This window comes from Bacillus sp. JJ664, from assembly GCF_036962205.1.
Lineage (GTDB): Bacteria > Bacillota > Bacilli > Bacillales > Bacillaceae_G > Gottfriedia.
Genome location: NZ_JBALMS010000025.1, coordinates 1 through 25,365 on the forward strand (window position 1 = coordinate 1; position 25,365 = coordinate 25,365).

The window sequence follows — 25,365 nt, forward strand, 5'->3', positions numbered from 1 at the left end:
TTCTTGATTATTTAGCATTTGACATCCATAACATACTTTAGGTTTCATATGATATTTACCTTGACGATTTAGTGTAAATCTATAATGAACTCCTCCAAACTGATTATCTGATATAAATGTATGAAATCTTGATGAGGAGGTATGTAATGAATCAAAAGAACCTTTGTAAGTAATAAAAGTCTCCAAACTAATTTCAGTACCAATTACATATTCACGAAAATCTACAGACCAGAAAGTATTTTCTCCTTTAAATTGAATCGTTTTAGGACTAACAACTTGCTTACTATGATCTGCACTTGATGTCAAAGTAAAAGTTAAAAAGAAGAAATAGAAAAAGAGAAAAGCAAAACTGAATTGTTTAATTTTCATCTGAATAACTCCTGTTTTTCATACTATGTAACGAATCTTAAATCCGTATACAATACATTCTATATCAAAACAAAAAAACTCCTCAAAAATGAGGAGTTTTTTTATTACATAAATTCAGCAACTAATTTTTCGAATTGATCTTTTTCTAATTGAAGGTCAGATTCCACTAGTGGATTTTCACTGTACCCAGAAATTAATTCTTGGTAAGATTTTTGTTCCTTATTTTGGTAGATAAGACCAGTTACTAAACCTTTATTTTGCATTAATGTTTGCATTGCCATTTCTTTATTTGATGGATCATATCCTTCAATGTCAGAAAGTTTCACTAGGTTTTCTTTAAACCAATCATAAGTGTTTACTTTATTGTAAGTAACACATGGACTAAATACGTTGATTAATGAAAATCCTTTATGATTGATACCTTGCTCGATTAATGAAGTTAATTCTTTTAAGTCACTTGAGAAACTTTGTGCAACGAAAGTTCCACCAGCTGTTAGCGCCATTTCCATTACAGAAAGTGCTGATTCTACTGAACCTTGTGGCGTACTCTTCGTTTTGAAGCCTACATCACTACGAGGTGAAGTTTGACCTTTTGTTAATCCGTAAATTTGGTTATCCATTACGATATAAGTAATGTCGATGTTACGACGAATTGCATGGATAGTATGACCTAAACCGATAGCGAATCCATCTCCGTCACCACCAGAAGCGATAACAGTTAGATCACGGTTAGCCATTTTTACACCTTGTGCAATTGGAAGTGAACGACCATGGATACCATGTAAACCGTAAGAGTTGATATATCCAGAGATACGACCAGAACATCCGATACCAGAAATTACTGCAAGATTATCAGGTTCTAAACCAACATTAGCTGCTGCACGTTGAATTGATGCTTGAACTGAGAAATCTCCACATCCAGGACACCAGTTTGGTTTGATATTATTACGAAATTCTTTAAATGTTGCCATTTAGAACAACTCCTTCCTTGCAAGTGTTGTAAATTTCTTTTGGTAAGAAAGGATTTCCATCATATTTTAAGAAGCTTGAAATCTTTTCAGCATGACCACAATTCATTTTTATAATGCTTGCTAATTGACCAGTAGCATTATTCTCAACAACGATTACACGTTTAGCTTTTTTAAGCTCTGGTAAAAGCTCAGCAGTTGGGAATGGGTGAATTAAGCGAATGTGAGCATGATTTACTTTAATGCCTTCTTGCTCTAAACGAACCATTGCCTCTTCAATCGCACCACGAGTTGAGTTAAAACCAACTAATAATACATCTGCATCATCATATTTAGAATTAACTAACACTGAATTTGGGAAACGTAGGTTGTTTAACTTACGCATACGTTTATCCATTTGCTGGTTACGGTTAATCGGTGACTCAGATGGTTTACCCATTTCATCATGTTCAACACCAGTAACGTGGTGAATTCCACCTTTCATACCTGGTACTACACGTGGAGATACTCCGTCTTCAGTCACTTCATAACGCTTGAAGTACTCTTTATTTTCTGGAACAGGTAACTCTTGTTTATAATCAAACTTACCACGACGAATTTGAACATTCTCAAATTGAAGAGGTTCTACAGTTTGTTTACCAAGAGATAACTGTAAGTCTGTAATTAGGATAACAGGAACTTGATATTCTTCAGCTACGTTAAACGCTTCCACCATATCGTAGAATGCTTCTTCTACTGTACTTGGAGCGATTACTACTTTAGGAATCTCACCGTGAGTACCATAGATCATAGCCATTAAATCAGATTGTTCTTGTTTTGTAGGAAGACCAGTACTTGGACCACCACGTTGTGTATCAACGATTACTAGAGGAACTTCAGTAATACCTGACAGACCGATTGCTTCCATCATTAATGATAATCCAGGGCCAGCTGAAGCTGTTAATGTACGTACACCAGCGTAGTTTGCACCAATCGCCATTGTACATGCAGCAATCTCGTCCTCAGTTTGGATAACTGCTCCACCAAACTTAGGTAATTTTTGAATTAAGTATTCCATAATTTCAGATGCCGGAGTAATTGGATACGCTGCCATAAAACGAGAACCACCAGCTAGTGCACCCATTGCGATTGCATCATTACCGATTAAGAACATACGTTTTTTGCCATCAGCACCTGCTAATTGCATTTTATTTACATTCACGCCAAGCATTTCTCTCATTTCTTCTGCTCCACGTGCAATTGCTTCTATGTTTTTCTCAACAATTTGTTGACCTTTTTTACCAAATATTTCATCTACAACTTCTCTGAAAACTTCAATTGAAAGACCTAAAATTGCACTTGAAGCTCCAACTGCAACCATGTTTTTCATTAATGAAGTACCAAGCTCAGTTGCTAAATCTGTAAATGGAATTGAATAAAGCGTTACATCAGTTGAATCTGGAATTGTCGGATTAAATTTAGCATCAGCGATTACAATACCGCCTTTGCGTAATTCATAAAAGTTCACATCGATCGTTTCTTGGTCAAAGGCTACTAAAATATCTAAGTCATCTGAAATTGCGCGAACTTCAGTTGTACTTACACGAATTTTATTATTTGTGTGACCACCTTTAATACGTGAAGAGAAATGTCGGTAACCGTATAAATAATAACCTAAACGGTTTAACGCAATTGCAAATATTTCTCCTGTACTTTCGATACCTTCACCCTGTTGTCCTCCAACTTTCCATGAAAGTTGTTCTATCATTTCCTACACCCCTTTGAATGCCCTCATTCGTAGTAAATTAAAAATTAAAATATTGCATATTTGCATATCATTCATTTTTTTATAAAAAGAATGAAAGCGATTTAAAACATATCTTTTGATATGAGTTAATTCGCTTTCAATTCTAGACCTTATATTCAAAAAAATCAATGATTTTAGCACAAATTATTCCTATAATTTTTATATTTTTATTATTCTGAACAAATAACCTGTTATTTAAAATGTATATAGGATGAATAATTGTTGTACATAAAGCCTTTTACTTGTTCTTCAGTATAAAATTTAAGGAGTTCATTTGTAAGATTTTGATATTGTCCAACGTGATGTAAATTCGTTGGATGATTTTCGATTCCATCAAAATCAGAGCCCATCGCGATACATTTTTCGCCACCAAGAGCACACATATGATCAATATGTTTAATCAAATCAGAAATTGTTGCAGCACCTTCATCTACTACAAATGGAGGATAAAAATTAATACCTACTATTGCATTTCGACTAAACATTGCTTTTAATTGCTCGTCATTTAAGTTTCGCGGGTTTTTGCAAATTGATTTTGCATTTGAATGTGTAGCAGTAGGATATTTCGCTTGATGAAATGCGTCCCAAAAAGCTGCTTCACTACAATGAGAAAGATCACACCACATATTATGCTCATTTAAGTAATGAACTACACTTCTACCAAAATTCGTTAGACCACCATTTCGTTCCTCAAGAATACCATCAGCTGCCTCATTCGCAAAATTCCATACTAAACCGACGCTACGCACGCCTAGACGGTGAAGAATTTTTAAACGATTAATATCACCTAATAATGCGTCACAACCTTCAAGCGTTAAAATTGCACCCATTTCATGTGATTGTAATGTCGTCTCATCTTCTTTTCTCCGAATTACTTTAATATTATTCTCAGATGTAGCAATTTTTTCATAAAATAGAGTAACACATTGCAATGCCGCATCAAATTTGATTAATTTATGTATACTTTCAGGAATATAAATTGCATAGCATTGTACTTTGCTATTTCCTTGTTTTAATTTTTCTACTGAAACTTGCAGGGTCTCACCATTGTGAAAATTGATTGAAGGCTTTTCTAATAGTTTCATCAATACGTCACAATGTGCATCAAATATTTTCATATCGTAACTTCCTTCCGATTTATTAGACTATTTACATTATTCTATCATATTCTTCCTATCATGTATGTTTATTATAAAAGTGCAAAATAAAACAACCTGCTCGCATGTTGCTAACAGGTTGTTATTATTAACGAGGTTCAACGATTAATTTGATCGCTGTTCGCTCTTCCCCATCGATTTGAATGTCTGTAAATGCAGGGATACAAATTAAATCCACTCCGCTTGGTGCAACAAATCCTCTTGCAATTGCAACTGCTTTCACTGCTTGGTTTAATGCACCAGCGCCGATTGCTTGAATCTCTGCAGTGCCACGCTCTCTTAATACACCTGCAAGTGCTCCTGCTACAGAATTAGGGTTTGATTTTGCTGAAACTTTTAATATTTCCATTCCTAGATCCTCCTTGTTACTAAAAAAGCTATTATTGTGTACAATAAAAACTATTCTTGATAACAAGAAGATATTCCTGCTAAATTTTTAAAGTTTTTTAAAAATTTTTACTATTCTTTTAATTAAGATAGTAAGGCTTGATGATCGTCATTAATTTGGATACGTTTTATTGATTTCGCTCTTCCAGAATTCTTGTCTAATTCAATGATTACACCACTTAGCTGGCCTCTTCCTTCATCCACTTCAAAGCGTACTGGAAGATTCGTTAAGAATTTTTTTAAGACTGCTTCCTTTGTAACGCCAAGCACTCCATCATATGGACCAGTCATTCCAACATCAGTTATGAATGCAGTCCCCTCAGGTAACACTCTTTCATCTGCAGTTTGAACATGTGTATGCGTACCTACAACCGCTGTTACACGACCATCTAAATACCATCCCATTGCAATTTTCTCACTTGTAGCTTCCGCGTGGAAATCGACAAAAATGATATTTGTTCTTTTCTTAGCTAGTTTAATTAACTCATCTGCTTTTTTAAACGGACAATCAATCGCTGGTAGGAATGTTCTCCCTTGTAGATTAATCACGGCAATCTCTATATCATTGAAGTTTAAAAATACCAAACCATTTCCTGGCGTTCCTTCTGGGTAATTTGCTGGCCTTACCAGATACTTTGCGTGATCGATAAATTCAAATATTTCTTTTTTATCCCATGCATGGTTACCAAGTGTGACTGCCTGAGCACCTAACTCTAAAAATTCACGATAGATTTTCTCAGTAATCCCTTTACCATGTGCTGCATTTTCCCCATTTATAATCGTTACTGAAGGACTAAAATTTCTTTTTAAAGATTGTAAATGTGTCTTTACCATATCTCTACCATTTGAACCTACTACATCACCAATAAACAAAATTCTCATCTTCTTACATCCTTCCAAATTTGCATATTCTTCTTATAGAACATACAAATATCTTACCTACTATATTACCCAAAAATATGAAAAGCTCCTTTACTAGTACAATCAAAATCTTTCATCCATGAGAAAGATCAGATTGTTTAGTTGGAGCTCCAATTATTTCACATAAAAGAAAATAAAGTGGCAATTGCCACTTTATTTTGCATACTCAACAGCGCGAGTTTCACGAATAACCGTAACTTTGATATGCCCTGGATAATCCAGTTCATCTTCTATACGTTTTCTTATATCTCTTGCTAATCTATGAGCTTGTAAATCATCAATCGTATCTGGTTTCACCATGATTCGTACTTCTCGGCCTGCTTGAATAGCGAATGACTTTTCAACACCCTCATACGATTCAGAAATTTCTTCTAGTTTTTCTAATCGACGAATGTAGTTTTCTAATGTTTCGCTTCTTGCACCTGGTCTAGCTGCAGATAATGCATCAGCAGCTGCTACTAATACAGCAATAATTGATGTAGGAGCAGTATCACCGTGGTGTGACGCGATACTATTAATAACTACTGGATGTTCTTTATACTTAGTCGCTAGTTCAACACCGATTTCAACGTGGCTACCTTCAACTTCATGGTCAATTGCTTTACCAATATCATGAAGTAATCCTGCGCGTTTAGCTAACTTTACATCTTCGCCAAGCTCAGCTGCCATTAGACCCGCTAGATTTGCTACTTCCATTGAGTGTTTTAACACATTTTGACCATAACTAGTTCTAAATTTCAGACGACCTAATATTTTAATTAAGTCTGGGTGAATTCCATGAACGCCAACCTCAAAAGTAGTTTGTTCACCGACTTCACGTATGTACTCATCTACTTCACGTCTTGATTTTTCAACCATTTCTTCAATTCTAGCTGGATGGATTCGACCATCTTGTACTAACTTATCTAATGCAATTCTCGCAGTTTCACGACGAATTGGATCAAAACCTGATAAAATAACAGCTTCAGGCGTATCATCAATAATTAAATCAATACCTGTTAATGTTTCTAAAGTACGTATGTTTCGACCTTCTCGACCGATAATACGGCCTTTCATTTCATCATTTGGAAGATTTACAACAGATACTGTTGTCTCAGCAACATGATCTGCAGCACAACGCTGGATTGCTAATGATAAGATATCCTTAGCTTTCTTATCAGCCTCTTCTTTTGCACGAGCTTCTGTTTCTTTTACTAAAATTGCTGTTTCATGGGATAGCTCATTTTCGACTTTAGAAAGAATTAACTGTCTTGCTTCTTCACGATTTAAGCTAGAAATACGTTCTAACTCTTCTTGCTGAGCAGCAATTAATGCCTCTATCTTGCTTTCCAGTTCTTCTATCTGCTGTTGTTTTAAAACAAGAGAATCCTCTTTTCTTTCAAGTAAAGACTCACGTTTAGCAAGTCCATCATCTTTACGGTCAAGATTCTCTTCTTTTTGCATCAAACGATTTTCTTGCTTTTGTATTTCACTACGACGATCTCGAATTTCGTTTTCTGCATCTGTACGAATTGTGTAAATTTCGTCCTTTGCTTCTAACAAAGCTTCTTTTTTAATTGATTCTGAATCACGTTTAGCATCTTCAATAATTTGATTTGCATGATTAGTTGCGCCATTAATTTTAGCTTCTGCAATGGACTTACGAACAAAAAATCCAACAACGTAACCGACTCCGAAAGTGGCAAGCAATACGAAGATGATCCAAATTATATCTTGTGCACCCATGATTTCACCTCCTCTTGCTATTTAATTAGTTTCATTTTTGTCGGCTTGTATATTGTATTAATAAATTGCATCAACATACAGCACATTAAAATTCAATTTTCATTTCAAAGTAATATTTTTTTAGAATATACACTTAAATATTAAATCTCTTACCAAATGATGTCAAGCCTTGTAACCTGCTTACTTGCTTGATTTATCAATATTTATTACATTTTTACTAGATTTCATACATAGAATGTAAAATTTTATACTATAAAAGAAAAATATATTGAAAAATACTCGTCTTTATTTATTCAATTTTATTTATAAATCTATCCTAAAATTTGATAGTTTGAGTTCAATAAATTCTTTTATCGAGTCTTCTATTCTGAATTACGGACTTTAAAATCAAATGATCTACTTAGTTTCAATTCCAAATGCAATTATTCTTAACTATTAAAAAAAGCGAGTGCTGATTGGTAGCACCCGCTTTTTACTAAATAAAGCTATTAACTATTTAGATAAACAATTACTAAGTAGTTAATTCATCATTTCAAAAGCTTACTCCTCTAATAAAGAAAATTGATCTTCATCTTCATCAGGTACAGTTACAGTCTTATCTAAACTATAGTGCTCACGAATAGATGCTTTAACAGTATCACGTATATCTTTATTTTCTTTTAAGAATTGCTTAGCATTTTCACGACCTTGTCCAAGACGCTCTTCATTGTATGAATACCAAGCACCGCTCTTAAGAACGATATCTAAATCAGAACCAATATCTAGGATTTCTCCTTCTTTAGAGATTCCTTCTCCGTACATAATATCCACTTCTGCTTGTCTGAACGGAGGCGCTACTTTATTTTTAACAACTTTAATCTTCGTTTTATTACCAACAATATCATTACCTTGTTTTAATTGTTCAGCACGACGCACTTCTAAACGTACAGATGAATAGAATTTTAACGCACGTCCACCTGGTGTTGTTTCAGGGTTACCAAACATTACCCCTACTTTTTCACGAATTTGGTTAATAAAGATTGTAATTGTTTTTGATTTATTGATTGCACCAGAAAGCTTACGTAATGCTTGTGACATTAATCGAGCTTGTAAACCAACGTGAGCATCTCCCATATCTCCTTCAATTTCGGCTTTTGGAACTAAAGCTGCAACTGAATCGACAACAATAATATCAATTGCACCACTTCGAACTAATGCTTCTGCAATTTCAAGTGCTTGTTCCCCTGTATCCGGTTGAGATAATAATAATTCATCGATATTTACGCCTAACTTTTGAGCATAAATAGGATCTAATGCATGCTCAGCATCAATAAACGCTGCTTGTCCACCTTGAGCTTGAACCTCTGCAATAGCATGTAGTGCTACAGTTGTTTTACCTGAACTCTCAGGTCCATAAACTTCGACAATACGGCCTCTTGGATAACCACCTACACCTAATGCTATATCTAGCGCTAACGATCCACTAGAAATAGTTGAAATCTGGCGATCAGTTTGCTCACCAAGCTTCATAATTGAACCTTTACCAAATTGTTTTTCTATTTGTTTTAAAGCCATTTCTAAAGCAGCTTGACGATCACTCATTTATTTTCCTCCTCAAATTACAATCCATTTATATATCTTATATTTACATCATAACTGTTTTTTGTTCGTTTGCCAACAAAAAAATAGAACGTTTATTCGATATTTTTTGTATTCAAAGTAGAATTCCCCAGAATAGAAACGTTTGTTTCGTATTTTATCCTCTATAAAACTAAAAAACTATTAAATTAAGTATATGAAAATTAAAAAACTCGGTAATTTAACCGAGCTTTCTAATTATAAAATATGAAGTTATAATTTATAAGTCTTGACTTTCATTAATTAATTTCACTAATAGACTTGCTCCGTTTTTCACGCTAGAAAGCCTAATTTGTTCTCTACTTCCGCTAAATTGGAATTCTTTAACAACAGCTGGAGATTCACCAATTTTAATACCGATAAAAACCTTACCTACAGGTACTTCCTCAGTTGCAATTGGTCCAGCTTCTCCCGTAAAGCTAATTGAGACATCACTCCGTGTGATTCTTTGAATGTTTTCAACTAACGACTTAGCACACTCAATACTCACAGCGCCTTCTTTTTCAAGTAATTCTTTTGGAACATTTAATAGATTTTGTTTCACTTCATTTGAATAACAAACAATACTTCCTTTAAAGATCGACGAATTACCAGGAATATCTGTCACTCGTTTACTAAATAATCCACCTGTTAAGCTTTCAGCAGCTGATAATGATAGATTGTGTTCTTTTAAATTTTTTGAAAGTACGCTGAACAAATTATCGCCATTTGAGCCATATATATATTGTCCTACACGCTCTCGGATTTGATGTTCAGCTTGCGCAATTAATTTATTAGCAGTTACTTCATTCTCAGCACTTGCAGTAACTCTAAGCATAACCTCACCTTCACTCGCTAAGGGAGCAATGGTTGGGTTCGACTGATTTTCAAGTAAATCGATAATCTTCGTTTCTAAAATAGACTCGCCAATTCCAAAAAACTTAAGTTCCTTTGATACAATTGTGCTTGTTTCCTTACCTTTTAAGAAATAAGGAATTAATTCATTTTCTACCATTGGAATCATTTCTTTTGGGGGACCTGGTAACAATACAAATTGTTTATTTTCACCTTCGTAAACCATCCCTGGAGCCATTCCATTATGATTGATTAAAACATGTGCGTCATGAATAACTAAAGCTTGTTTTTTATTATTCTCAGTCATCGGTCGGTTAACTTTTAAGAAATATTGTTCGATAAATTGTAATGAAGGTTCATGAATGACCAATGTTTCATTTAAAAATTCAGCGACAACTTCTTTTGTTAAATCATCTTTAGTTGGTCCAAGCCCACCTGTTAATATGATTAGATCGCTGCGTGTTGTGGCAACCTCTAATACATGCTTCAATCGTTCTGCATTATCTCCTACAACAGTTTGGAAATGATGGTGATAACCAAGTGTAGACAAGTGTTTAGCTAAAAATTGAGCATTGGTATTCGCAATTTGACCTAATAGAAGTTCGGTTCCAACCGCAATAATTTCAGCCTTTTTCATATCATTTCCTCCCATTAATACAAGTTACATTGATTTAATAAGAACTTCTCTATTTTTATAGAAGTAATCCCAACCAGAATACACAGTATAGAAAAGTGCAACCCATAGAGATACGTCAGCAATTGAAAACGGTAAGAAGTTAAATGGGAAATCATGTAAGAAGTAAGCAGAAATTGCAACAATTTGAGCCCATGTCTTAATTTTCCCTAACATTGCTGCCGCATGAACTTCACCAGATCCAGCTAAAATCATTCTTAATCCAGTTACGGCAAATTCTCTACTAATTATCACAATTGTGATCCATGCTGGTACGTAATGAAAATCAGTTAAAATAATTAAAGCAGAAGAAACTAGTAACTTATCTGCAAGTGGGTCTAAAAACTTCCCAAAGTTTGTTACTAAGTTATACTTGCGTGCAAAATGACCATCTATAAAATCAGTAACGGATGCTATGATAAAGATAGCCGCCCCTACGAGATGATTAACGGGTATGGAGTCACCAAGTAATGTAACATTCCCCCATCCGAAGTCAATTAACACAACAATCATAAATAGTGGTATTAAGCATACCCTTGATACTGTAATCTTATTTGGTAAATTCATGGTAAAAACCTCCAAAACTTTCTAAAAAATGAAGCTAATTTATGAGAAATGAATAAAAGCCATCTTGAAGATGACTATTGATTCATTTTTAAATTTTTAATCGTAATATATTGGTGTACTGAATCCATTGGACTAACAGGGAACTCAAATACTTCATCATTGATTCTTAATTCAACAGCTTGTGTTGCACCAATATTTAATGTTACTTCTTCTTCATCAGTAAAATCAAAAGTCTGATTTTTAGATTCATTGATCATACCTGCAAACAGTGACGATCCAGCTTTATTTTTAATTCCAAGATACACATCACCAGTAGCGCCAATTACTTCTAGTTTAAATTCATCAGTCCCAGTTAATGACACAGTTGTATATTTGCCTTCAGCAGAATCTACAGTAATTTTTTGTGTTGTTTCTTCAGTTTGATTTTCTTCATCCTGAGTAACATCATCTTTCGTATCTTCGTTTGTTGCTTGATCATCTTTATTTGTTTCATCTAAAGCATTATTGTCAGGTTTTTCAATTTCTGAATTTGCATTAGATTGATTTGTATTTGCAGAATTATTATGATCTTTTGTTGGGAACATCACGTAAATTAGAATACAAATGCCAATAATGAGAATGGCAATTAATATTTTTGGTAAATAATCCATTACGCGTGATGACTTCACATTCACACCTAATGGTTCTTTAAGCTTTGAAGAACGTGTAGGCATTTCCTCATGTTTAACTTCTTCTACTTGAATTGAACCTTCTTCAGCGTCTTCTACTGTTGGCTTTTCAACTAAGAAATTCGAGACATCAACATTTACTGTTTCTGCATATTGACGTATAAAAGCACGCACATAAAACTGTCCAGGTAAAATTTCATAGTTACCTTCTTCAATCGCTTCTAAATAGCGTTTCTGTATCTTTGTTAATTCTTGCACATCATCGATCGATAAACCTTTAGCTTCTCTAGCTTCTCGTAATATTTTTCCTAATTCTGTCACAATTTACACCCCAACTAACTTTAAAAATCAAACATTGAGAACGAGTTGTGTCCATCTTTATTTTGGTCTACTAGTTCATATTTAATTTCTTCGTTTTCATCATTTCTTAGTTCTATTATGTAATCAAAATCTTCTAATGAGTATTCAGTCTGTTGTACAAATACGTCAGGATGCTCTACTACTTTTACAGAAGGCATTGCCATGATTTCACGAACCAGTTGCCAATGTTGCTCATTTGCTCTTCTATGAGATAGTATGCCATCTATAATAAATACATTTTCTGAATTATACTCATCTTCTATTAATTGACTTCTTAAAGTTTGCTTTATTAACGTTGAAGATACGAATAACCAACGCTTATTTGCACAAACGCTTGCCGCTACAATTGATTCTGTTTTCCCAACACGAGGCATTCCTCTAATTCCGATTAGCTTATGTCCTGGCATCTTAAATAACTCAGCCATAAAATCAACTAACATACCTAGGTCATCGCGAACGAATCTAAATGTTTTTTTATCATCTTCATCGCGTTGAATATATGAACCATGCCTAACAGCTAAACGATCTCTAAGTGTCGGTTTTCTTAGTTTAATTATTGTTATATTGTCCATTGTATTTAAAATTGATTCAAATCTAGTAATTTGATCATCATTATCACAACCAAGTAGCATTCCACGTTTCATCGTAGCAACACCGTTAATCGTTAATATATTAATCCCTAACATACCAATAAGTGAAGCAATATCTCCAAGTAGCCCAGGGCGATTTTTATGTATTTCATACTCAAAGTACCATTCAACTAACTGCATACTTATACCCCCTTAATATAACTACTTTTACTCTACCTTTTATAATAAACGATTTTACCCTAATAGAAAAGGTAAAATATGTGAATTAGCAAACTTTCAAGGCTTTAATTTACTAGGCAGTGTGCCATCCACCATTTACTCCTAGAATCTGACCAGTTATATAGGAAGATTGTTCGGAAATAAGAAATAGAGCGGAATTGGCTATTTCGTTTGGAGTAGCTAATCTATTTAATGGAATTTCGTCTGCAATACTTTGTAATTCTTCCTCACTAAATGTCTGTAACATATTCGTTTTTACAGCACCAGGTGCAACAGCGTTCACACGAATCCCACTTGGTCCTAGCTCTTTTGCTAATGCCATTACATAAGCATTTTGAGCACCTTTTGTAGTAGAATATAAAACTTCACACGATGCGCCAATTTGTCCCCAAATAGAAGAAATAACTACAATACTACCTGTTTTTTTTGAAACCATTTCTGGAATAAAATGATTAACTAGTTTAATCAAGCTTTTAATATGTAATTGCGTCATTTTATCAATTTCATCATCGCTAGCATCGGTTATTAACCCAAAAATAGATTGGCCGGACGCATAAATAATTGAATCTATTTTTGAGTGACTATCTATTTTTGATAGCAAATCACTAACACCTAGTTCACTTGATAAATCCGCTTGGACAATTTGACAATCAACTTCATTCTCTTTTGCTAGTTCTACTAACATTTTGACACTTTGATCATTCCGATTGTAATGTGCAATCAAATCGTAATTTTCTTCAATACATTTTTGAGATATCGCTAGTCCTATATCTCCACTTGCCCCAACAACCAAAATTCTTTTTCTCATTTTATATTCTCCAATTGTAAGACTTCTATAAATTGAATACCAATAGGGACATATGAACTTATTGTTTTACTACCAAAAGCTCATTGTAAATCAAACTCAAAGGCAAAAACCACCTTTTGAACAGTCGCCTCCGCTTTTCAAATAAAAGGCATCCTATAAAGGATGCCTTCTAGTTTAATGAGGAAGTACGAAGAATTCACTCATATAGTCTTCATTTATTAAATGACTAACACTTGATTTTAAGTCCTCTACTGTAATAGATTGTAGCACACTTACGATCTCAAATAAATTCATATCTAAGAATGCATATCTTGTAAATTGATTTGCGATATATTCTGGTGAATTGAGTGAACGTAAAAAGCCACCTATTTTCTTTTTCACAACTCGATCTACGATTTCTTTTTCCCATTGAAGTGTATTTGCGTCTAATAGGACTTCTTTAATTTTTGCTGATAGTTTTTCTGGTGAGGTTGAATCACCACCGATGATGGCAAATGCAAATCCATTCTCTGCAGAGTAATCATATGAGAACGTGTCATCTATTAGGCCTTCTTCATACATTTCTTGATACGTATTTGATCCTTTTCCGAATAAATAATCGAGTAATAGAGAAACAGTCAACTCATGTTTCAATAGTTCTGAACCTTTTTTCGGTGCATGAAAATCCTTTACCCCAACTAATACTTTAGAAGATTGAACATTCATATGTAACACTTTCTTCTTTTCTGCTGAACTTGCTGTTTCTTCTGGGAAGAACCTTTTTATTTCATTTGCATCTTTAAATGTTTTTTTGTTTTGGTTTTCTTTAATGAGTATCATTGTTTTTTCAGGATCAACAGGTCCTACGACGAAAAATAGCATATTACTTGGATGGTAGAACGTTTCATAGCAAGTGTATAATAATTCTTTTGTAATGTTAGAAATAGATTCTACAGTTCCGGCAATGTCTGTTCTAACCGGATGTTTTCCGTATAGAGAAGCAATCATTCCAAAGTATTGTCTCCAGTCTGGATTATCTTCGTACATTTTAATTTCCTGACCAATGATGCCTTTTTCTTTTTCAACGCTTTGATCGGAGAAATATGGATCTTGCACAAAGTCTAATAAAGTAATTAAATTTTGGTCAACATTATTCGTTGCTGAAAATAAATATGCAGTTCTTGTAAAGCTTGTAAATGCATTAGAAGATGCCCCTTGTTTACTAAAAACTTGGAAAACGTCTCCATCTTTTTTCTCGAAAAGCTTATGCTCTAAAAAATGAGCAATTCCGTCTGGAACAACTAACTTCTCATCTTTACCAAGTGGGATAAATTCAGAATCAATTGAACCATACTTGGTCGTAAAGGTAGCATAAGTTTTGTTATACCCTTCTTTAGGGAGAATATAGACTTTTAATCCATTGCCCATCTCCTCAAAATATAGAGTTTCATTTAGTTGTTCAAAATATTGCTTTTCCATTATGCTCCCTCCTGACCTTTTAAGAAATATGTTGTATGAAGTTTGATTTTATTTGCAACTTGAATGATTTCTTCTTTTGTAACTTTTTCAATAGCAGGTATCCATTCTTCTATTGCACGTTCATTACCGCCTGCGTGATCATTAAATAGTGTTTCGATAATTCCATAAGCAGTATCCATACCTTCTAATAGACTATTTTTTATGACTAATTTTGTTTGTGCAATTTCATCCTCTGTGAAATTACCTTTTCGCATTTCCTCTAGCTGCTCGGCAATAATCGTCGTTGCTTTTTCGTAATTTTCATTCGCAATACCTGACATCACCATTAAAATTGATTTATGGCTCTCAAATCGTGATGCTGCATAATAAGCTAAGCTATTTTTTTCACGAACATTAATAAATAACTTAGAATGCGAATATCCACCAAATAATCCGTTAAATACTTGCAGAGCAAAATACTCAGGATCTTGTATTGATACACCTGTTGTATATCCGATATGTAATTTTGCTTGATTTAATTTTTGCTCTTCGATAATTTCTTGTGGAGATTCAATTGCACTGGCTTTAACCGTATCGAAACCTTTTTGTTCAACACTCGTATTTTTGAAGTTTTCCTCTACAAGCGCTTGGCATTGTTCGAATGAAACATCCCCAACGATATATAAATCAATTAAATCCTGCTGTAATGAAGTTTGATAATATTGATAAAGCTCTTCTGCAGTAATTGATTTAACCGCTTCTGTTTTACCATTCGCTAGTAAAGCATACGGATCATTTTTAAACATTTCTTCTACTAGACGCTGATTTGCATATTTAAGTTTATCATCATTAATTGATTGAATGCGTTGGATTTGACTACGCTTTTGAGTTTCAAGATGCTTTGAAGAAAAGCTTCCATTTTCCAAATAAGGTTTTTGCCAGATTGATGATATAAGAGCAATTGCTTCATTTAATAATGCACTTTGATTTGAAAGGTATTTTTCATTTGCAATATCAATGGAAAAAGACATGACATGAGAGTCACCTTTTTTTGAGACATCTACAAAAAACGTTGCTCCATATAATTCTTCAAGCTTTCTACGAATTTCACCATTTGTAGGAAGTTCCTGAGTTCCACTTTGTAATACATAAGGTAAGATACCTCTGTAAGAAATTGTATCTTCTTCAAGCTTTCCTCGAACTTTTAATGTGATCGAATTTGTTTTAAATTTTTCTGTTGTGATGACATGTAGCTTAATCCCATTTATTTCACTGTTTTTATACTGTAGCAAATTCACTTAAAAACCCTCCTTAGTCAAAAAGTGTTTATTTATACATATTTCCAATATCTTCATTGTATCTCTAATTTTACCAAAAATAAAACCTACTGCTTAGTTTACCCAAATTTCTAAAATTAAAGTATTGGTTCCTGAAGAATGACGATCCCTTTTTGACTGAGTTAGAGTGAATTTATTCGGATTAACTTAGAAATGAAAACTACAAGTGTATCCTTCCAAAATTTACATTCAAAAAAAAGAAGCTTCCTACTGATAGGAAGCTTCTGAAAAGATATTGTATTAACGTTTCCCTTTTTCATAAGCAACACCAACAGATTTTGGTGCTTGAGATGATTTAGAGAAGATAACTAACGCAATAAGAGTTACTACGTATGGGAATAATTTTAATGCTAATGGTGGAATTTCTGCCAAGCTTGGAATTACTTGCGAAACGTTTGCTACTGTAGTTGCTATACCAAAGAATAATGTAGCTGCAAGAATACCTAATGGCTTCCATTGACCAAAGATTAAAGCGGCGATCGCAAGGAAACCTAATCCAGCAACGCTTCCAGTAAACTCACCAGAATATGTTACTAAAATGATTGCTCCCCCTAAGCCTGAAAATGCACCAGAAATGATAACGCCTAAATAACGAATGCGATAAACATTAATACCAGCTGCATCTGCTGCTTGAGGATATTCACCACATGCACGTAAACGTAAACCAAATCTTGTTTTATATATAACAAAAGTACTAACGATTAAAATAAGTAATACTAACCAAGTTGTTGCGTAAGCATTTTTAAAGAAAAGGTCACCGATTATTGGGATATCACTTAAGAAAGGAACATCTCCACGATCCATCCCGTTCACACGAATATTACCTGATCCAGTTAAATTTCTAGCTAAGAATACTGTTAATGCACCTGCAATCATATTGATTGCAATTCCACTAATAACTTGGTCTGCATTTAGATTAATACTAGCAAATGCATGTAATAATGAGAATAAGGCACCTGCAAGAACTGCTACTAATAGACCTACCCAGATGACCCAAGGTTCTCCCGGGTTTGTTTCTTGTAATTTTGAAATTGTTAATGCACTTGCAAAGCCACCAACAACCATTAGACCTTCTAATCCGATATTTACAACACCGCTTCGCTCAGAAAATAGTCCACCTAACGCTACGATTAATAAAGGAATCGTATAGGCAATCGCATATGGGAAAATTTGTATGATAGTATCCATTGCCTTATTTCACCTTCTCTCCAACATTGCTTTCAACTGCTTCTTTTTTATACTTACGTTTCTTTCCGAAGTAATCCGTTACTTTTTTAATTAAAACACTAGTCGCAGCGAAATAAATAATGATTGCAATAATAACATCAGCAATCTCTGGTGGAATTGCAGTCATTGCACTCATAAATCCTTTACCAGAATATAAAAGACCAAAGAAAATTGCTGAGAAGAAAACACCGATTGGTGTATTCATACCTAATAATGCAACAGCAATTCCATCAAAACCTACAGATGGTAAAATACCAATTTGAATTGTTGTAGCATTACCTGTAAATTGAACAACCCCTGCCAGTCCGGCTAATCCACCTGAAATCATCATTGATAAGATTACGTTACGATTTACAGAAATACCTGCATATTCTGCAGCACTGCGATTATAACCTACTGCTTTTAATTCATAACCTAGTACGGTACGATTAATGATAAATGCAATAACAATTACCATGATAACAGCAATAAATAAACCAAGGTTTATATATGATCCTCCGAATAGATCAGATAACCAGTTAATTTTTAGTGTAGCACTATCTGCAAGATTTTTTGATTCAGTTTCAGTATTACCTTTAAAATACTGAGGAACTAAATAGTAAATTGTCCAATAGGCAATCCAGTTCATCATGATTGTAGAAACTACTTCATGTACATTAAATTTTGCTTTTAACAGTCCTGGGATAAATGCCCATAATGCCCCTGCTAAAAATCCAACGATAACCATTAAAGGAATCATAAGGATTGATGGTAAATCAAATGTCAATCCAACAGCAGTTGCACAAAATCCACCAAATAACATTTGTCCAGCAGCACCGATATTAAATAGACCAGTTCTAAATGCGAATGCAACAGAAAGACCTGCTAAAATTAATGGTGTAGCTGTAGCTAATGTATTACCGATACGTTCAGAATTCTGTAACCCACCTTGGAATAAATACGTAAATCCTTCAATTGGATCATTACCAGTTACTGCAATTAATATTGCACCAGCAATTAATCCTAATAAAATGGCAATTAAAGAAATGATTCCGTCCTTTTTCATGCCCCTTCACCTCTCTTTATACCTGCCATCATAAGTCCTAATTCATCTTCATTCGTATTTTTCGCATCAACAATATCAATGATTTCCCCACCATTTACAATTGCAATACGGTCAGAAAGATTTAAGACTTCATCAAGCTCTAAAGAAATCAGTAGAACTGCTTTTCCACTATCTCTTTGTTCAATTAATCTTTTATGAATGTACTCGATTGAACCTACATCTAATCCACGAGTCGGTTGACATGCAATTAATAATTCTGGTTGAAGCTCAATTTCTCGTCCAATAATTGCTTTTTGCTGATTACCACCAGACATTGATTCTACAACTGTTTTAGCTCCTTCACCTGACCGAACGTCAAACTCTTCAATAATTTTCTTTGCATGCTTCGCGATTGCAGCTTTATCTAAAATACCAAATTTAGAATATGGCTCTTGATTATAAATTTCTAAAACAACATTTTCTTCAATCGTATATTCCAAAACAAGACCTCTTTTTTGTCTATCTTCTGGGATATGTGCAATTCCATTATGAATTCGTTCACGAATACTATTTTTTGTTATATCTTGTCCTTTTAGAAGAATCGATCCTTCTTCAATCGGTCTTAAACCTGTAATCGCTTCTACAAGTTCAGATTGACCATTGCCTTCTACACCAGCAATACCAACAATTTCACCTGCACGTACTTGAAGTGAAGCATTTTTGAGACCAAGTACTTTTTTGTTATTTTTAACACTTAAGTTATTTACATCAAGTACAACTTCACCAGGAGTTGCAGCTTGTTTATCAACTTTAAAAGATACCTGACGTCCGACCATCATAGATGCCATTTCAGACTCAGAAGTTTGTTTTACATCTACTGTACCGATATATTTACCGTGACGAATAACAGTACATTGATCAGCAACAGCTTTAATTTCTTTTAATTTATGTGTAATGATAATGATTGATTTGCCTTCATTAATTAAATTTTTAATAATGTTCATTAATTCTTGAATTTCTTGAGGCGTAAGTACAGCTGTTGGTTCATCTAAGATTAAAACTTCTGCATTACGATATAACGTTTTCAAAATTTCTACCCTTTGTTGCATACCAACAGAAATGTCTTCAATTTTCGCATATGGGTCTACGTTTAAACCATAAGTTTTAGATAATTCCTCAATACGTTTAGCTGCAGTTTTAATATCAATTACTAGACCTTTTTTTGGCTCAAGACCTAAAATAATATTTTCAGTAACTGTAAAGTTGGCTACAAGTTTAAAATGCTGATGAACCATTCCGATTCCAAGTTCATTTGCAACATTTGGGTTCGCGATTTTAACTTCTTTCCCTCTGACTTTGATCGTACCTTTTTCAGGAGTATACATACCAAAAAGGACGGACATTAAGGTTGATTTTCCAGCTCCATTTTCTCCTAATAGAGCGTGAACTTCACCTTTTTTTAATCGTAGTGTAATATTGTCATTCGCTATAATTCCAGGAAATTCTTTTGTTATATTTAACATTTCCACTACATATTCCATAATTTTCCTCCTTTTTTATATTACGAAATCATTTATTCACTAATACGTTTTTATTTGAGTTCGAAATATTTACCTATTTATATTTTTTAGGGAGGGTCTCTCACTCACCCACTACTCATGCCCTAATCAAAAGTAAGTTTTACCATATTAAGTGCTTACATTTGATTAAGGCATGATGTTCCTTGAAAGTTGTAGAAGAAGCATACAAAAAGGTATAATTCCTTTCCTTATGCTTCTTCTTTAAACTATTCAATGAATCGTATCATACTTAAAATTACTTGATTAAATCGCCTTTTTCACTTGCTACAACGATTTCACCAGACTTAATTTTTCCAAATACATCTTCAACTTTAGCTAAAGTATCTTCACTTAAGTTTGGATTTTCTTTTGGTAAACCAATACCATCGTTTTTAGCATCGAAAATTAAAGTTTGTCCACCAGGGAATTTTCCGTCTTTTTCAGCTTTCATCATATCAGAAGCTGCTTTAGAAACATCCTTCATAGCAGAAGTTAAGATTGTTGATTTGTCGCCTTCATAAATACCTTCAGAATATTGGTCAACGTCTACACCGATAACCCATGCTTCTTTACCAGCTTTTGCACGAGCTTTAGATTCTGTGATTGCACCAATACCTACACCACCAGCAGCAGTGAAGATCGCTTTAACGCCACGGTCATACATTTGAGCAGCAATTTGTTGCCCAGCAGCTACGTTATCAAAGCTTCCTTGATAAATTACGTTTTGAGCTTTTAAAGAGATACTAGTTCCAAGGTTTTCGTTTGCATATTTAACACCTTGTTGGAATCCCCAGTTGAATTTTTGAACTGCAGGAATTTCCATACCACCAATAAATCCTACATCACCAGTTTTTAATTGAACTGCAGTTGCAATACCAGCTAAGTAACCAGCTTCATGCTCAGCGAAGAAAATTGAAACTGTGTTATCTTTAACTACAGGTTTGAAATCACCAGCGTGTGGAGTTCCATCGATGATAACGAATTTGTCATCTTTATATTTATCTTGCGCTTTAAAAATTGCTGTTTCGAATTTGAAACCAGGTGTTACGATGAATTTGAAACCAGCATCGTTTAAGTTTCCAATTTCTTTTAAGTAGTCAGCTTCAGTACTTCCAGTTGGCTTTAAGTATTTTGTATCTTTTTTCGCATTGAAGTCTAAATCTTTTGCTCCAGCTTTAATACCTTCCCAAGTACCTTGGTTAAATGACTTATCGTCAATTGTACCTGAGTCTGTTACCATACCTACTTTAAATGCGCCTTCTACATCTTTTCCTCCATCTTTACCACAAGCGCCTAAAATAGTACCTGCAGCTAAAGCCATTGAAAGAATAAGACCAGCTTTTTTCAACTTCATAAATTTGCCCCCTTAAATTTATTTACATTTGTACTAGCTTGGTATATAATCGTTTACTTAACGATCCACCTCCCTAATAATTTTTTTATGAAATTTTCAGTTTTTTTTAGAAATACCAGCCTGTTTTATTTTCTCTAAAATTACTTTTGTATATGCAGTTAATTTCTTTTACGTAAGACGTTAAAACTAAACTGATCCGCTCTAAAATAATTGTAAGAATGTAGTACAGCTCGGTTTAAATCATCAAAATGTAGCTGTTCAATTAATAAAAGTGATACTTCTGGTTCACACTGTAGTAAAGGTGATACTTTATCGTGATAACCAATTGGTTCAATTCTTGCACTTGAGTATTCTATGTTTCGACCTGTCACTTTTTTGATATATGAAAAAAATGAATGATCTTCAAATGAAGGTACTTGTTTGAAATAATTTGTAGGTAATTTATCTATACAATAAACAACCGGTTCCTCATTAGCAGTACGTATACGTTCAACGACGTGAATACGATCATCTTCAGTAATATTGAAATTATTTAAATCTTCTTTAGTAGGAACTAATAGTTTAGAAGATAAAAAGATTGTACCCGGCTCCTTACCTGCATCAACAATCATTTCTGAAACACTATTCAATTGTTCGATGCCTGTCCTAAAGATTGGTTTTGGTTTTACAAAAGTACCTACTCCATGTCTTCGAACCAAAATATTTTCTTCTTCTAATACCCTTAATGCTTCTCGCAACGTAGCTCTACTTACTCCAAATATCTTAGATAACTCATACTCTGAAGGTAACTTATGATGTGGCAAATAAATTCCATTATCTATATCTTGTTTTATTCGATCCATCACTTGGAGATAGAGTAACCTGGAGTCTGTTTTAATTTTCATGTTCCATCCCCCAAACTTTGGATTTCAGACATCAGTTGTTAGACCTCTGTCGTGTAATCCTTCTTTACTATACTGTTATTTTTAAATCTTTTCAATACTTTCTGTATATTTTTTGTAAACGCTTTACTACATTTGTCGAAATGTAAAAATTCACCTTTATTACACATAAAAAAGACTCTTATAATCCTCCAGTTTCACACAGTGAAAAAGCTAGATTATAAGAGTCAATGATTCTAGTATACGATATCATTTTCTCCATAATAATGCTTTTTCCCCATAGTATTGCAAATACCGGTTGCAATGTAGAAACTTTCGACCCATAATGTCGAATTTATATGAGGACTTACATCTATCTGAAGAAAATAATAGCATTTCTTGTCTAAAACTGTCAATAAAGTTCGAGCAAATTTTCAAAAGATTATGATGACGCTTGTTCATCTTCTGCTGGTTTGCTAATTAATACCTCTCTTGGTTTACTGCCTTCATAAGGACCAACAATTCCATTATCTTCCATAGCATCAATTAATCTCGCTGCTCTTGTATAACCAATTCGAAATCTTCTTTGAAGTAAAGAAACTGATGCAGATTGCATATTTGTAACTAATTCAACTGCTTCATTATACAGTTCATCATCTACTTCAGTCTTTCCATCCTTCTCTTCTTTTACCATCATTTCCTCTTGGTATTGTGCTTTTTGCTGAGAAATTGTAAATTCTACAACACGCTCAACTTCATCATCTGATAAAAAAGCACCTTGTACACGAATCGGTTTGGAAGCTCCGATCGGTTGATAAAGCATATCCCCTCTACCTAAAAGCTTCTCCGCACCACCTGAATCTAAAATGGTTCTTGAATCGGTTTGTGAGGAGACACTAAAGGCAATTCGGGAAGGAATATTCGCTTTAATAATACCTGTAATGACATCAACTGATGGTCTTTGTGTTGCAATAATTAAATGAATTCCAGCCGCTCGGGCCATTTGTGCTAAACGAGTAATTGAATCTTCTACATCACTAGAAGCTACCATCATCAAATCTGCAAGCTCATCTACAATAACGACAATAAATGGTATTAGTGGTTGTTTCGCATCCACCATATTGTTATTTTGACGTATTAATTCATTATAAGCCTCAATGTTTCTTGTACCTGTATGAGAAAATAACTCATATCGTCTTTCCATTTCACTTACAACTTTTCGAAGCGCTTGAGATGCTTTTTTCGGATTTGTAACAACTGGTGTCAATAAATGTGGGATCCCATTATAAACATTTAGTTCAACCATCTTTGGATCGATTAACATCAATTTTACTTCTGAAGGTTTTGCATTCATTAAAATACTTACGATAATCCCGTTAATACATACACTTTTCCCACTACCTGTTGCACCAGCAACTAGTAAATGTGGCATTTTATTCAATTCTGCAAATACAGCTTCACCAGCAATATCTTTTCCAAGTGATACTGCTAGAGGATTTTGAAGTTTAGGGTTTTTCGCTTCAAGCACTTCACGGAGCAACACTGTTGTAATGTTTGTATTGGGAACTTCTATTCCGACAGCTGACTTCCCGGGAATTGGAGCTTCTATTCGAATATCTTTCGCTGCTAGGGCAAGTGCCAAATCATCACTTAAATTGACAATTCTACTTACCTTTACTCCAGCCTCAGGATATACTTCATATTTTGTAACTGCTGGACCATGATGAACTTTCGTTACATTGGCTTTTACACCAAAGCTCTGGAATGTTCGCTCTAGCTTGTCCGCATTTTCTTTTAGCTTAGATTCATTTTCTCTCTTTTTAACACCTTTAGGAAATGCAAGTAACTCCATTGATGGTAATACATAATCTACTTTCTCATCCATCCCGACTTCTGCAACCGGAATATCGATAGAATTGTCATCGTCTTCGGTACTAGTAGAAGAATTAACAGTTGCAATTACTTGTTCTTTTACATTAACATTCGGTTGATATGTAGGTGAGTATTCAATTTGAATTTTCTTTGGTTCCTCAAGTACTTCCTCCTCATAAATACCGGCAATTTCTATATCTCTATTGACCGTATTAGAGGGTTGAATCGTTTCATCTTCTATTTGTTCTTGATTAGCTTTCCTTTTTTGTTTTGCAGTTGCTCTTCTACCTGTTGTTTTAGGTTCACGCTCACGCTTCCAAAAATTACGGAAATCTTTGAAAATATCTGATATTACATTTCTAAGCTTTGGCACAATGTATTGATAAAGATACCCACCAAGTGGTTTCCCAGTAATAAATAAAATACCAGCTACTATTGCAATGACTCCAAATAATATAGCCCCAGTGCGATCAAATAGGAAATATAAAATAGCAAATAATATTGCACCAATCATTCCGCCACCAAGATCGACTGTACTAATTTGACCTTTTGCCTCAATCATAAATAAATCAAATGTACTCTTTAGAACAGATTGATCTTTAAATTGGTTACCTTTTGCTAGTAAATCAAATAGAGTAACATGACTAAACATCAGTATACTAAAGAAGATTAATAAGCCGCCCATCGTTATACTCGATATAAAAGGTGGCCTTTTTCGGTAAATTATACTATAAGCAGATAAGCCGATAATAAATAAAAAACTTAGCATATACCATTCACCGAAGAAGAATCGAAGGAATAGGACAAATGATTTCCCTACAATGCCTAATTTTAAAATTGTAATGATAGATAGTGCTATGAATAGTAGACCGCTAATTTCATACCATATTGATCCAGAACCACTAGTTACTTTTCGAGCTTTTGATTTTTGTTGTTTTTGTTTTGCCATGTATTTCACCCCCATCTAAGAATGCAGATTCGCCAAAGAAAGCAGCCATTTGGCTGCTTTCTTAAATTGAATTTATTATAACATATCAGAACATATG

21 protein-coding genes and 1 riboswitch are annotated in these 25,365 nt (G+C 34.0%); all 21 genes read right to left on the reverse strand.

Annotated features, from left to right (window positions below; genetic code table 11):
* Window positions 1–369: hypothetical protein (locus V7056_RS03645; protein WP_499699388.1), on the reverse strand; the 369-nt coding region annotated here is incomplete at its 3' end.
* A 104-nt stretch (window positions 370–473) separates the two neighbouring features.
* Window positions 474–1,340, reverse strand: coding sequence for a 2-oxoacid:ferredoxin oxidoreductase subunit beta (locus tag V7056_RS03650; RefSeq protein WP_499699390.1), 867 nt, complete (start codon window positions 1,338–1,340; stop codon window positions 474–476).
* Window positions 1,327–3,084, reverse strand: coding sequence for a 2-oxoacid:acceptor oxidoreductase subunit alpha (locus V7056_RS03655; protein ID WP_499699392.1), 1,758 nt, complete (start codon window positions 3,082–3,084; stop codon window positions 1,327–1,329). Before V7056_RS03655 ends, V7056_RS03650 begins: the two co-directional genes overlap by 14 nt.
* 230 nt (window positions 3,085–3,314) lie before the next feature.
* Window positions 3,315–4,241 carry a dipeptidase gene (locus tag V7056_RS03660; RefSeq protein WP_499699394.1) on the reverse strand — a complete coding sequence of 309 codons (927 nt, stop codon included), beginning with the start codon at window positions 4,239–4,241 and terminating at the stop codon, window positions 3,315–3,317.
* Between the two features lie 127 nt (window positions 4,242–4,368).
* On the reverse strand, window positions 4,369–4,629 hold the full coding sequence (spoVS, locus tag V7056_RS03665) for a stage V sporulation protein SpoVS (protein WP_088041153.1): 261 nt from the start codon (window positions 4,627–4,629) through the stop codon (window positions 4,369–4,371).
* Window positions 4,630–4,751: 122 nt separating this feature from the next.
* Window positions 4,752–5,549 carry a TIGR00282 family metallophosphoesterase gene (locus V7056_RS03670; protein WP_499699397.1) on the reverse strand — a complete coding sequence of 266 codons (798 nt, stop codon included), beginning with the start codon at window positions 5,547–5,549 and terminating at the stop codon, window positions 4,752–4,754.
* A 192-nt stretch (window positions 5,550–5,741) separates the two neighbouring features.
* On the reverse strand, window positions 5,742–7,313 hold the full coding sequence (gene rny, locus V7056_RS03675; RefSeq protein ID WP_499699398.1) for a ribonuclease Y: 1,572 nt from the start codon (window positions 7,311–7,313) through the stop codon (window positions 5,742–5,744).
* Between the two features lie 540 nt (window positions 7,314–7,853).
* Window positions 7,854–8,894, reverse strand: coding sequence for a recombinase RecA (gene recA / locus V7056_RS03680; protein WP_499699400.1), 1,041 nt, complete (start codon window positions 8,892–8,894; stop codon window positions 7,854–7,856).
* A 256-nt stretch (window positions 8,895–9,150) separates the two neighbouring features.
* Window positions 9,151–10,401 (reverse strand): competence/damage-inducible protein A, encoded by a 1,251-nt coding sequence (locus V7056_RS03685; RefSeq protein WP_499699402.1) that lies wholly within the window; start codon window positions 10,399–10,401, stop codon window positions 9,151–9,153.
* 24 nt (window positions 10,402–10,425) lie between these two features.
* Complete coding sequence (gene pgsA / locus V7056_RS03690; protein ID WP_499699404.1) at window positions 10,426–11,004, reverse strand: CDP-diacylglycerol--glycerol-3-phosphate 3-phosphatidyltransferase; 579 nt, start codon at window positions 11,002–11,004, stop codon at window positions 10,426–10,428.
* A gap of 74 nt (window positions 11,005–11,078) precedes the next feature.
* Window positions 11,079–11,993, reverse strand: a complete 915-nt coding sequence (locus V7056_RS03695; RefSeq protein ID WP_499699406.1) for a helix-turn-helix domain-containing protein — start codon at window positions 11,991–11,993, stop codon at window positions 11,079–11,081.
* A 20-nt stretch (window positions 11,994–12,013) separates the two neighbouring features.
* A complete protein-coding gene (locus tag V7056_RS03700; protein WP_499699407.1) occupies window positions 12,014–12,802 on the reverse strand; it encodes a DUF3388 domain-containing protein in 789 nt (262 codons plus the stop codon).
* A gap of 112 nt (window positions 12,803–12,914) precedes the next feature.
* Complete coding sequence (gene ymfI, locus V7056_RS03705) at window positions 12,915–13,649, reverse strand: elongation factor P 5-aminopentanone reductase (RefSeq protein ID WP_499699409.1); 735 nt, start codon at window positions 13,647–13,649, stop codon at window positions 12,915–12,917.
* Window positions 13,650–13,823: 174 nt separating this feature from the next.
* On the reverse strand, window positions 13,824–15,107 hold the full coding sequence (gene yfmH / locus V7056_RS03710) for an EF-P 5-aminopentanol modification-associated protein YfmH (protein WP_499699411.1): 1,284 nt from the start codon (window positions 15,105–15,107) through the stop codon (window positions 13,824–13,826).
* Window positions 15,107–16,384, reverse strand: a complete 1,278-nt coding sequence (gene yfmF / locus V7056_RS03715) for an EF-P 5-aminopentanol modification-associated protein YfmF (RefSeq protein ID WP_499699413.1) — start codon at window positions 16,382–16,384, stop codon at window positions 15,107–15,109. The genes yfmH and yfmF overlap by 1 nt, the downstream gene beginning before the upstream one ends.
* 279 nt (window positions 16,385–16,663) lie before the next feature.
* Window positions 16,664–17,611 carry an ABC transporter permease gene (locus V7056_RS03720; protein ID WP_499699415.1) on the reverse strand — a complete coding sequence of 316 codons (948 nt, stop codon included), beginning with the start codon at window positions 17,609–17,611 and terminating at the stop codon, window positions 16,664–16,666.
* A 4-nt stretch (window positions 17,612–17,615) separates the two neighbouring features.
* On the reverse strand, window positions 17,616–18,695 hold the full coding sequence (locus V7056_RS03725; protein WP_499699417.1) for an ABC transporter permease: 1,080 nt from the start codon (window positions 18,693–18,695) through the stop codon (window positions 17,616–17,618).
* Complete coding sequence (locus V7056_RS03730; protein WP_499699419.1) at window positions 18,692–20,215, reverse strand: ABC transporter ATP-binding protein; 1,524 nt, start codon at window positions 20,213–20,215, stop codon at window positions 18,692–18,694. The genes V7056_RS03725 and V7056_RS03730 overlap by 4 nt, the downstream gene beginning before the upstream one ends.
* Before the next feature lie 274 nt (window positions 20,216–20,489).
* Window positions 20,490–21,587, reverse strand: a complete 1,098-nt coding sequence (locus tag V7056_RS03735; RefSeq protein ID WP_499699421.1) for a BMP family lipoprotein — start codon at window positions 21,585–21,587, stop codon at window positions 20,490–20,492.
* Between the two features lie 158 nt (window positions 21,588–21,745).
* Window positions 21,746–22,471: a GntR family transcriptional regulator gene (locus V7056_RS03740; RefSeq protein ID WP_087998492.1), complete on the reverse strand. Its 726-nt coding sequence runs from the start codon at window positions 22,469–22,471 to the stop codon at window positions 21,746–21,748.
* Between the two features lie 257 nt (window positions 22,472–22,728).
* Window positions 22,729–22,830, reverse strand: a riboswitch (purine riboswitch).
* A 59-nt stretch (window positions 22,831–22,889) separates the two neighbouring features.
* Window positions 22,890–25,268 (reverse strand): DNA translocase FtsK, encoded by a 2,379-nt coding sequence (locus V7056_RS03745; RefSeq protein ID WP_499699423.1) that lies wholly within the window; start codon window positions 25,266–25,268, stop codon window positions 22,890–22,892.
* Window positions 25,269–25,365: the final 97 nt, after the last annotated feature.

Bases quoted from the DNA above. Each gene is read 5' to 3' on its own strand.
- V7056_RS03650 (WP_499699390.1), bottom strand. From the start codon at position 1,340: ATGGCAACATTTAAAGAATTTCGTAATAATATCAAACCAAACTGGTGT.
- V7056_RS03655 (WP_499699392.1), bottom strand. From the start codon at position 3,084: ATGATAGAACAACTTTCATGGAAAGTTGGAGGACAACAGGGTGAAGGT.
- V7056_RS03660 (WP_499699394.1), bottom strand. From the start codon at position 4,241: ATGAAAATATTTGATGCACATTGTGACGTATTGATGAAACTATTAGAA.
- spoVS (WP_088041153.1), bottom strand. From the start codon at position 4,629: ATGGAAATATTAAAAGTTTCAGCAAAATCAAACCCTAATTCTGTAGCA.
- V7056_RS03670 (WP_499699397.1), bottom strand. From the start codon at position 5,549: ATGAGAATTTTGTTTATTGGTGATGTAGTAGGTTCAAATGGTAGAGAT.
- rny (WP_499699398.1), bottom strand. From the start codon at position 7,313: ATGGGTGCACAAGATATAATTTGGATCATCTTCGTATTGCTTGCCACT.
- recA (WP_499699400.1), bottom strand. From the start codon at position 8,894: ATGAGTGATCGTCAAGCTGCTTTAGAAATGGCTTTAAAACAAATAGAA.
- V7056_RS03685 (WP_499699402.1), bottom strand. From the start codon at position 10,401: ATGAAAAAGGCTGAAATTATTGCGGTTGGAACCGAACTTCTATTAGGT.
- pgsA (WP_499699404.1), bottom strand. From the start codon at position 11,004: ATGAATTTACCAAATAAGATTACAGTATCAAGGGTATGCTTAATACCA.
- V7056_RS03700 (WP_499699407.1), bottom strand. From the start codon at position 12,802: ATGCAGTTAGTTGAATGGTACTTTGAGTATGAAATACATAAAAATCGC.
- ymfI (WP_499699409.1), bottom strand. From the start codon at position 13,649: ATGAGAAAAAGAATTTTGGTTGTTGGGGCAAGTGGAGATATAGGACTA.
- yfmH (WP_499699411.1), bottom strand. From the start codon at position 15,107: ATGGAAAAGCAATATTTTGAACAACTAAATGAAACTCTATATTTTGAG.
- V7056_RS03720 (WP_499699415.1), bottom strand. From the start codon at position 17,611: ATGGATACTATCATACAAATTTTCCCATATGCGATTGCCTATACGATT.
- V7056_RS03725 (WP_499699417.1), bottom strand. From the start codon at position 18,695: ATGAAAAAGGACGGAATCATTTCTTTAATTGCCATTTTATTAGGATTA.
- V7056_RS03730 (WP_499699419.1), bottom strand. From the start codon at position 20,215: ATGGAATATGTAGTGGAAATGTTAAATATAACAAAAGAATTTCCTGGA.
- V7056_RS03735 (WP_499699421.1), bottom strand. From the start codon at position 21,587: ATGAAGTTGAAAAAAGCTGGTCTTATTCTTTCAATGGCTTTAGCTGCA.
- V7056_RS03740 (WP_087998492.1), bottom strand. From the start codon at position 22,471: ATGAAAATTAAAACAGACTCCAGGTTACTCTATCTCCAAGTGATGGAT.
- V7056_RS03745 (WP_499699423.1), bottom strand. From the start codon at position 25,268: ATGGCAAAACAAAAACAACAAAAATCAAAAGCTCGAAAAGTAACTAGT.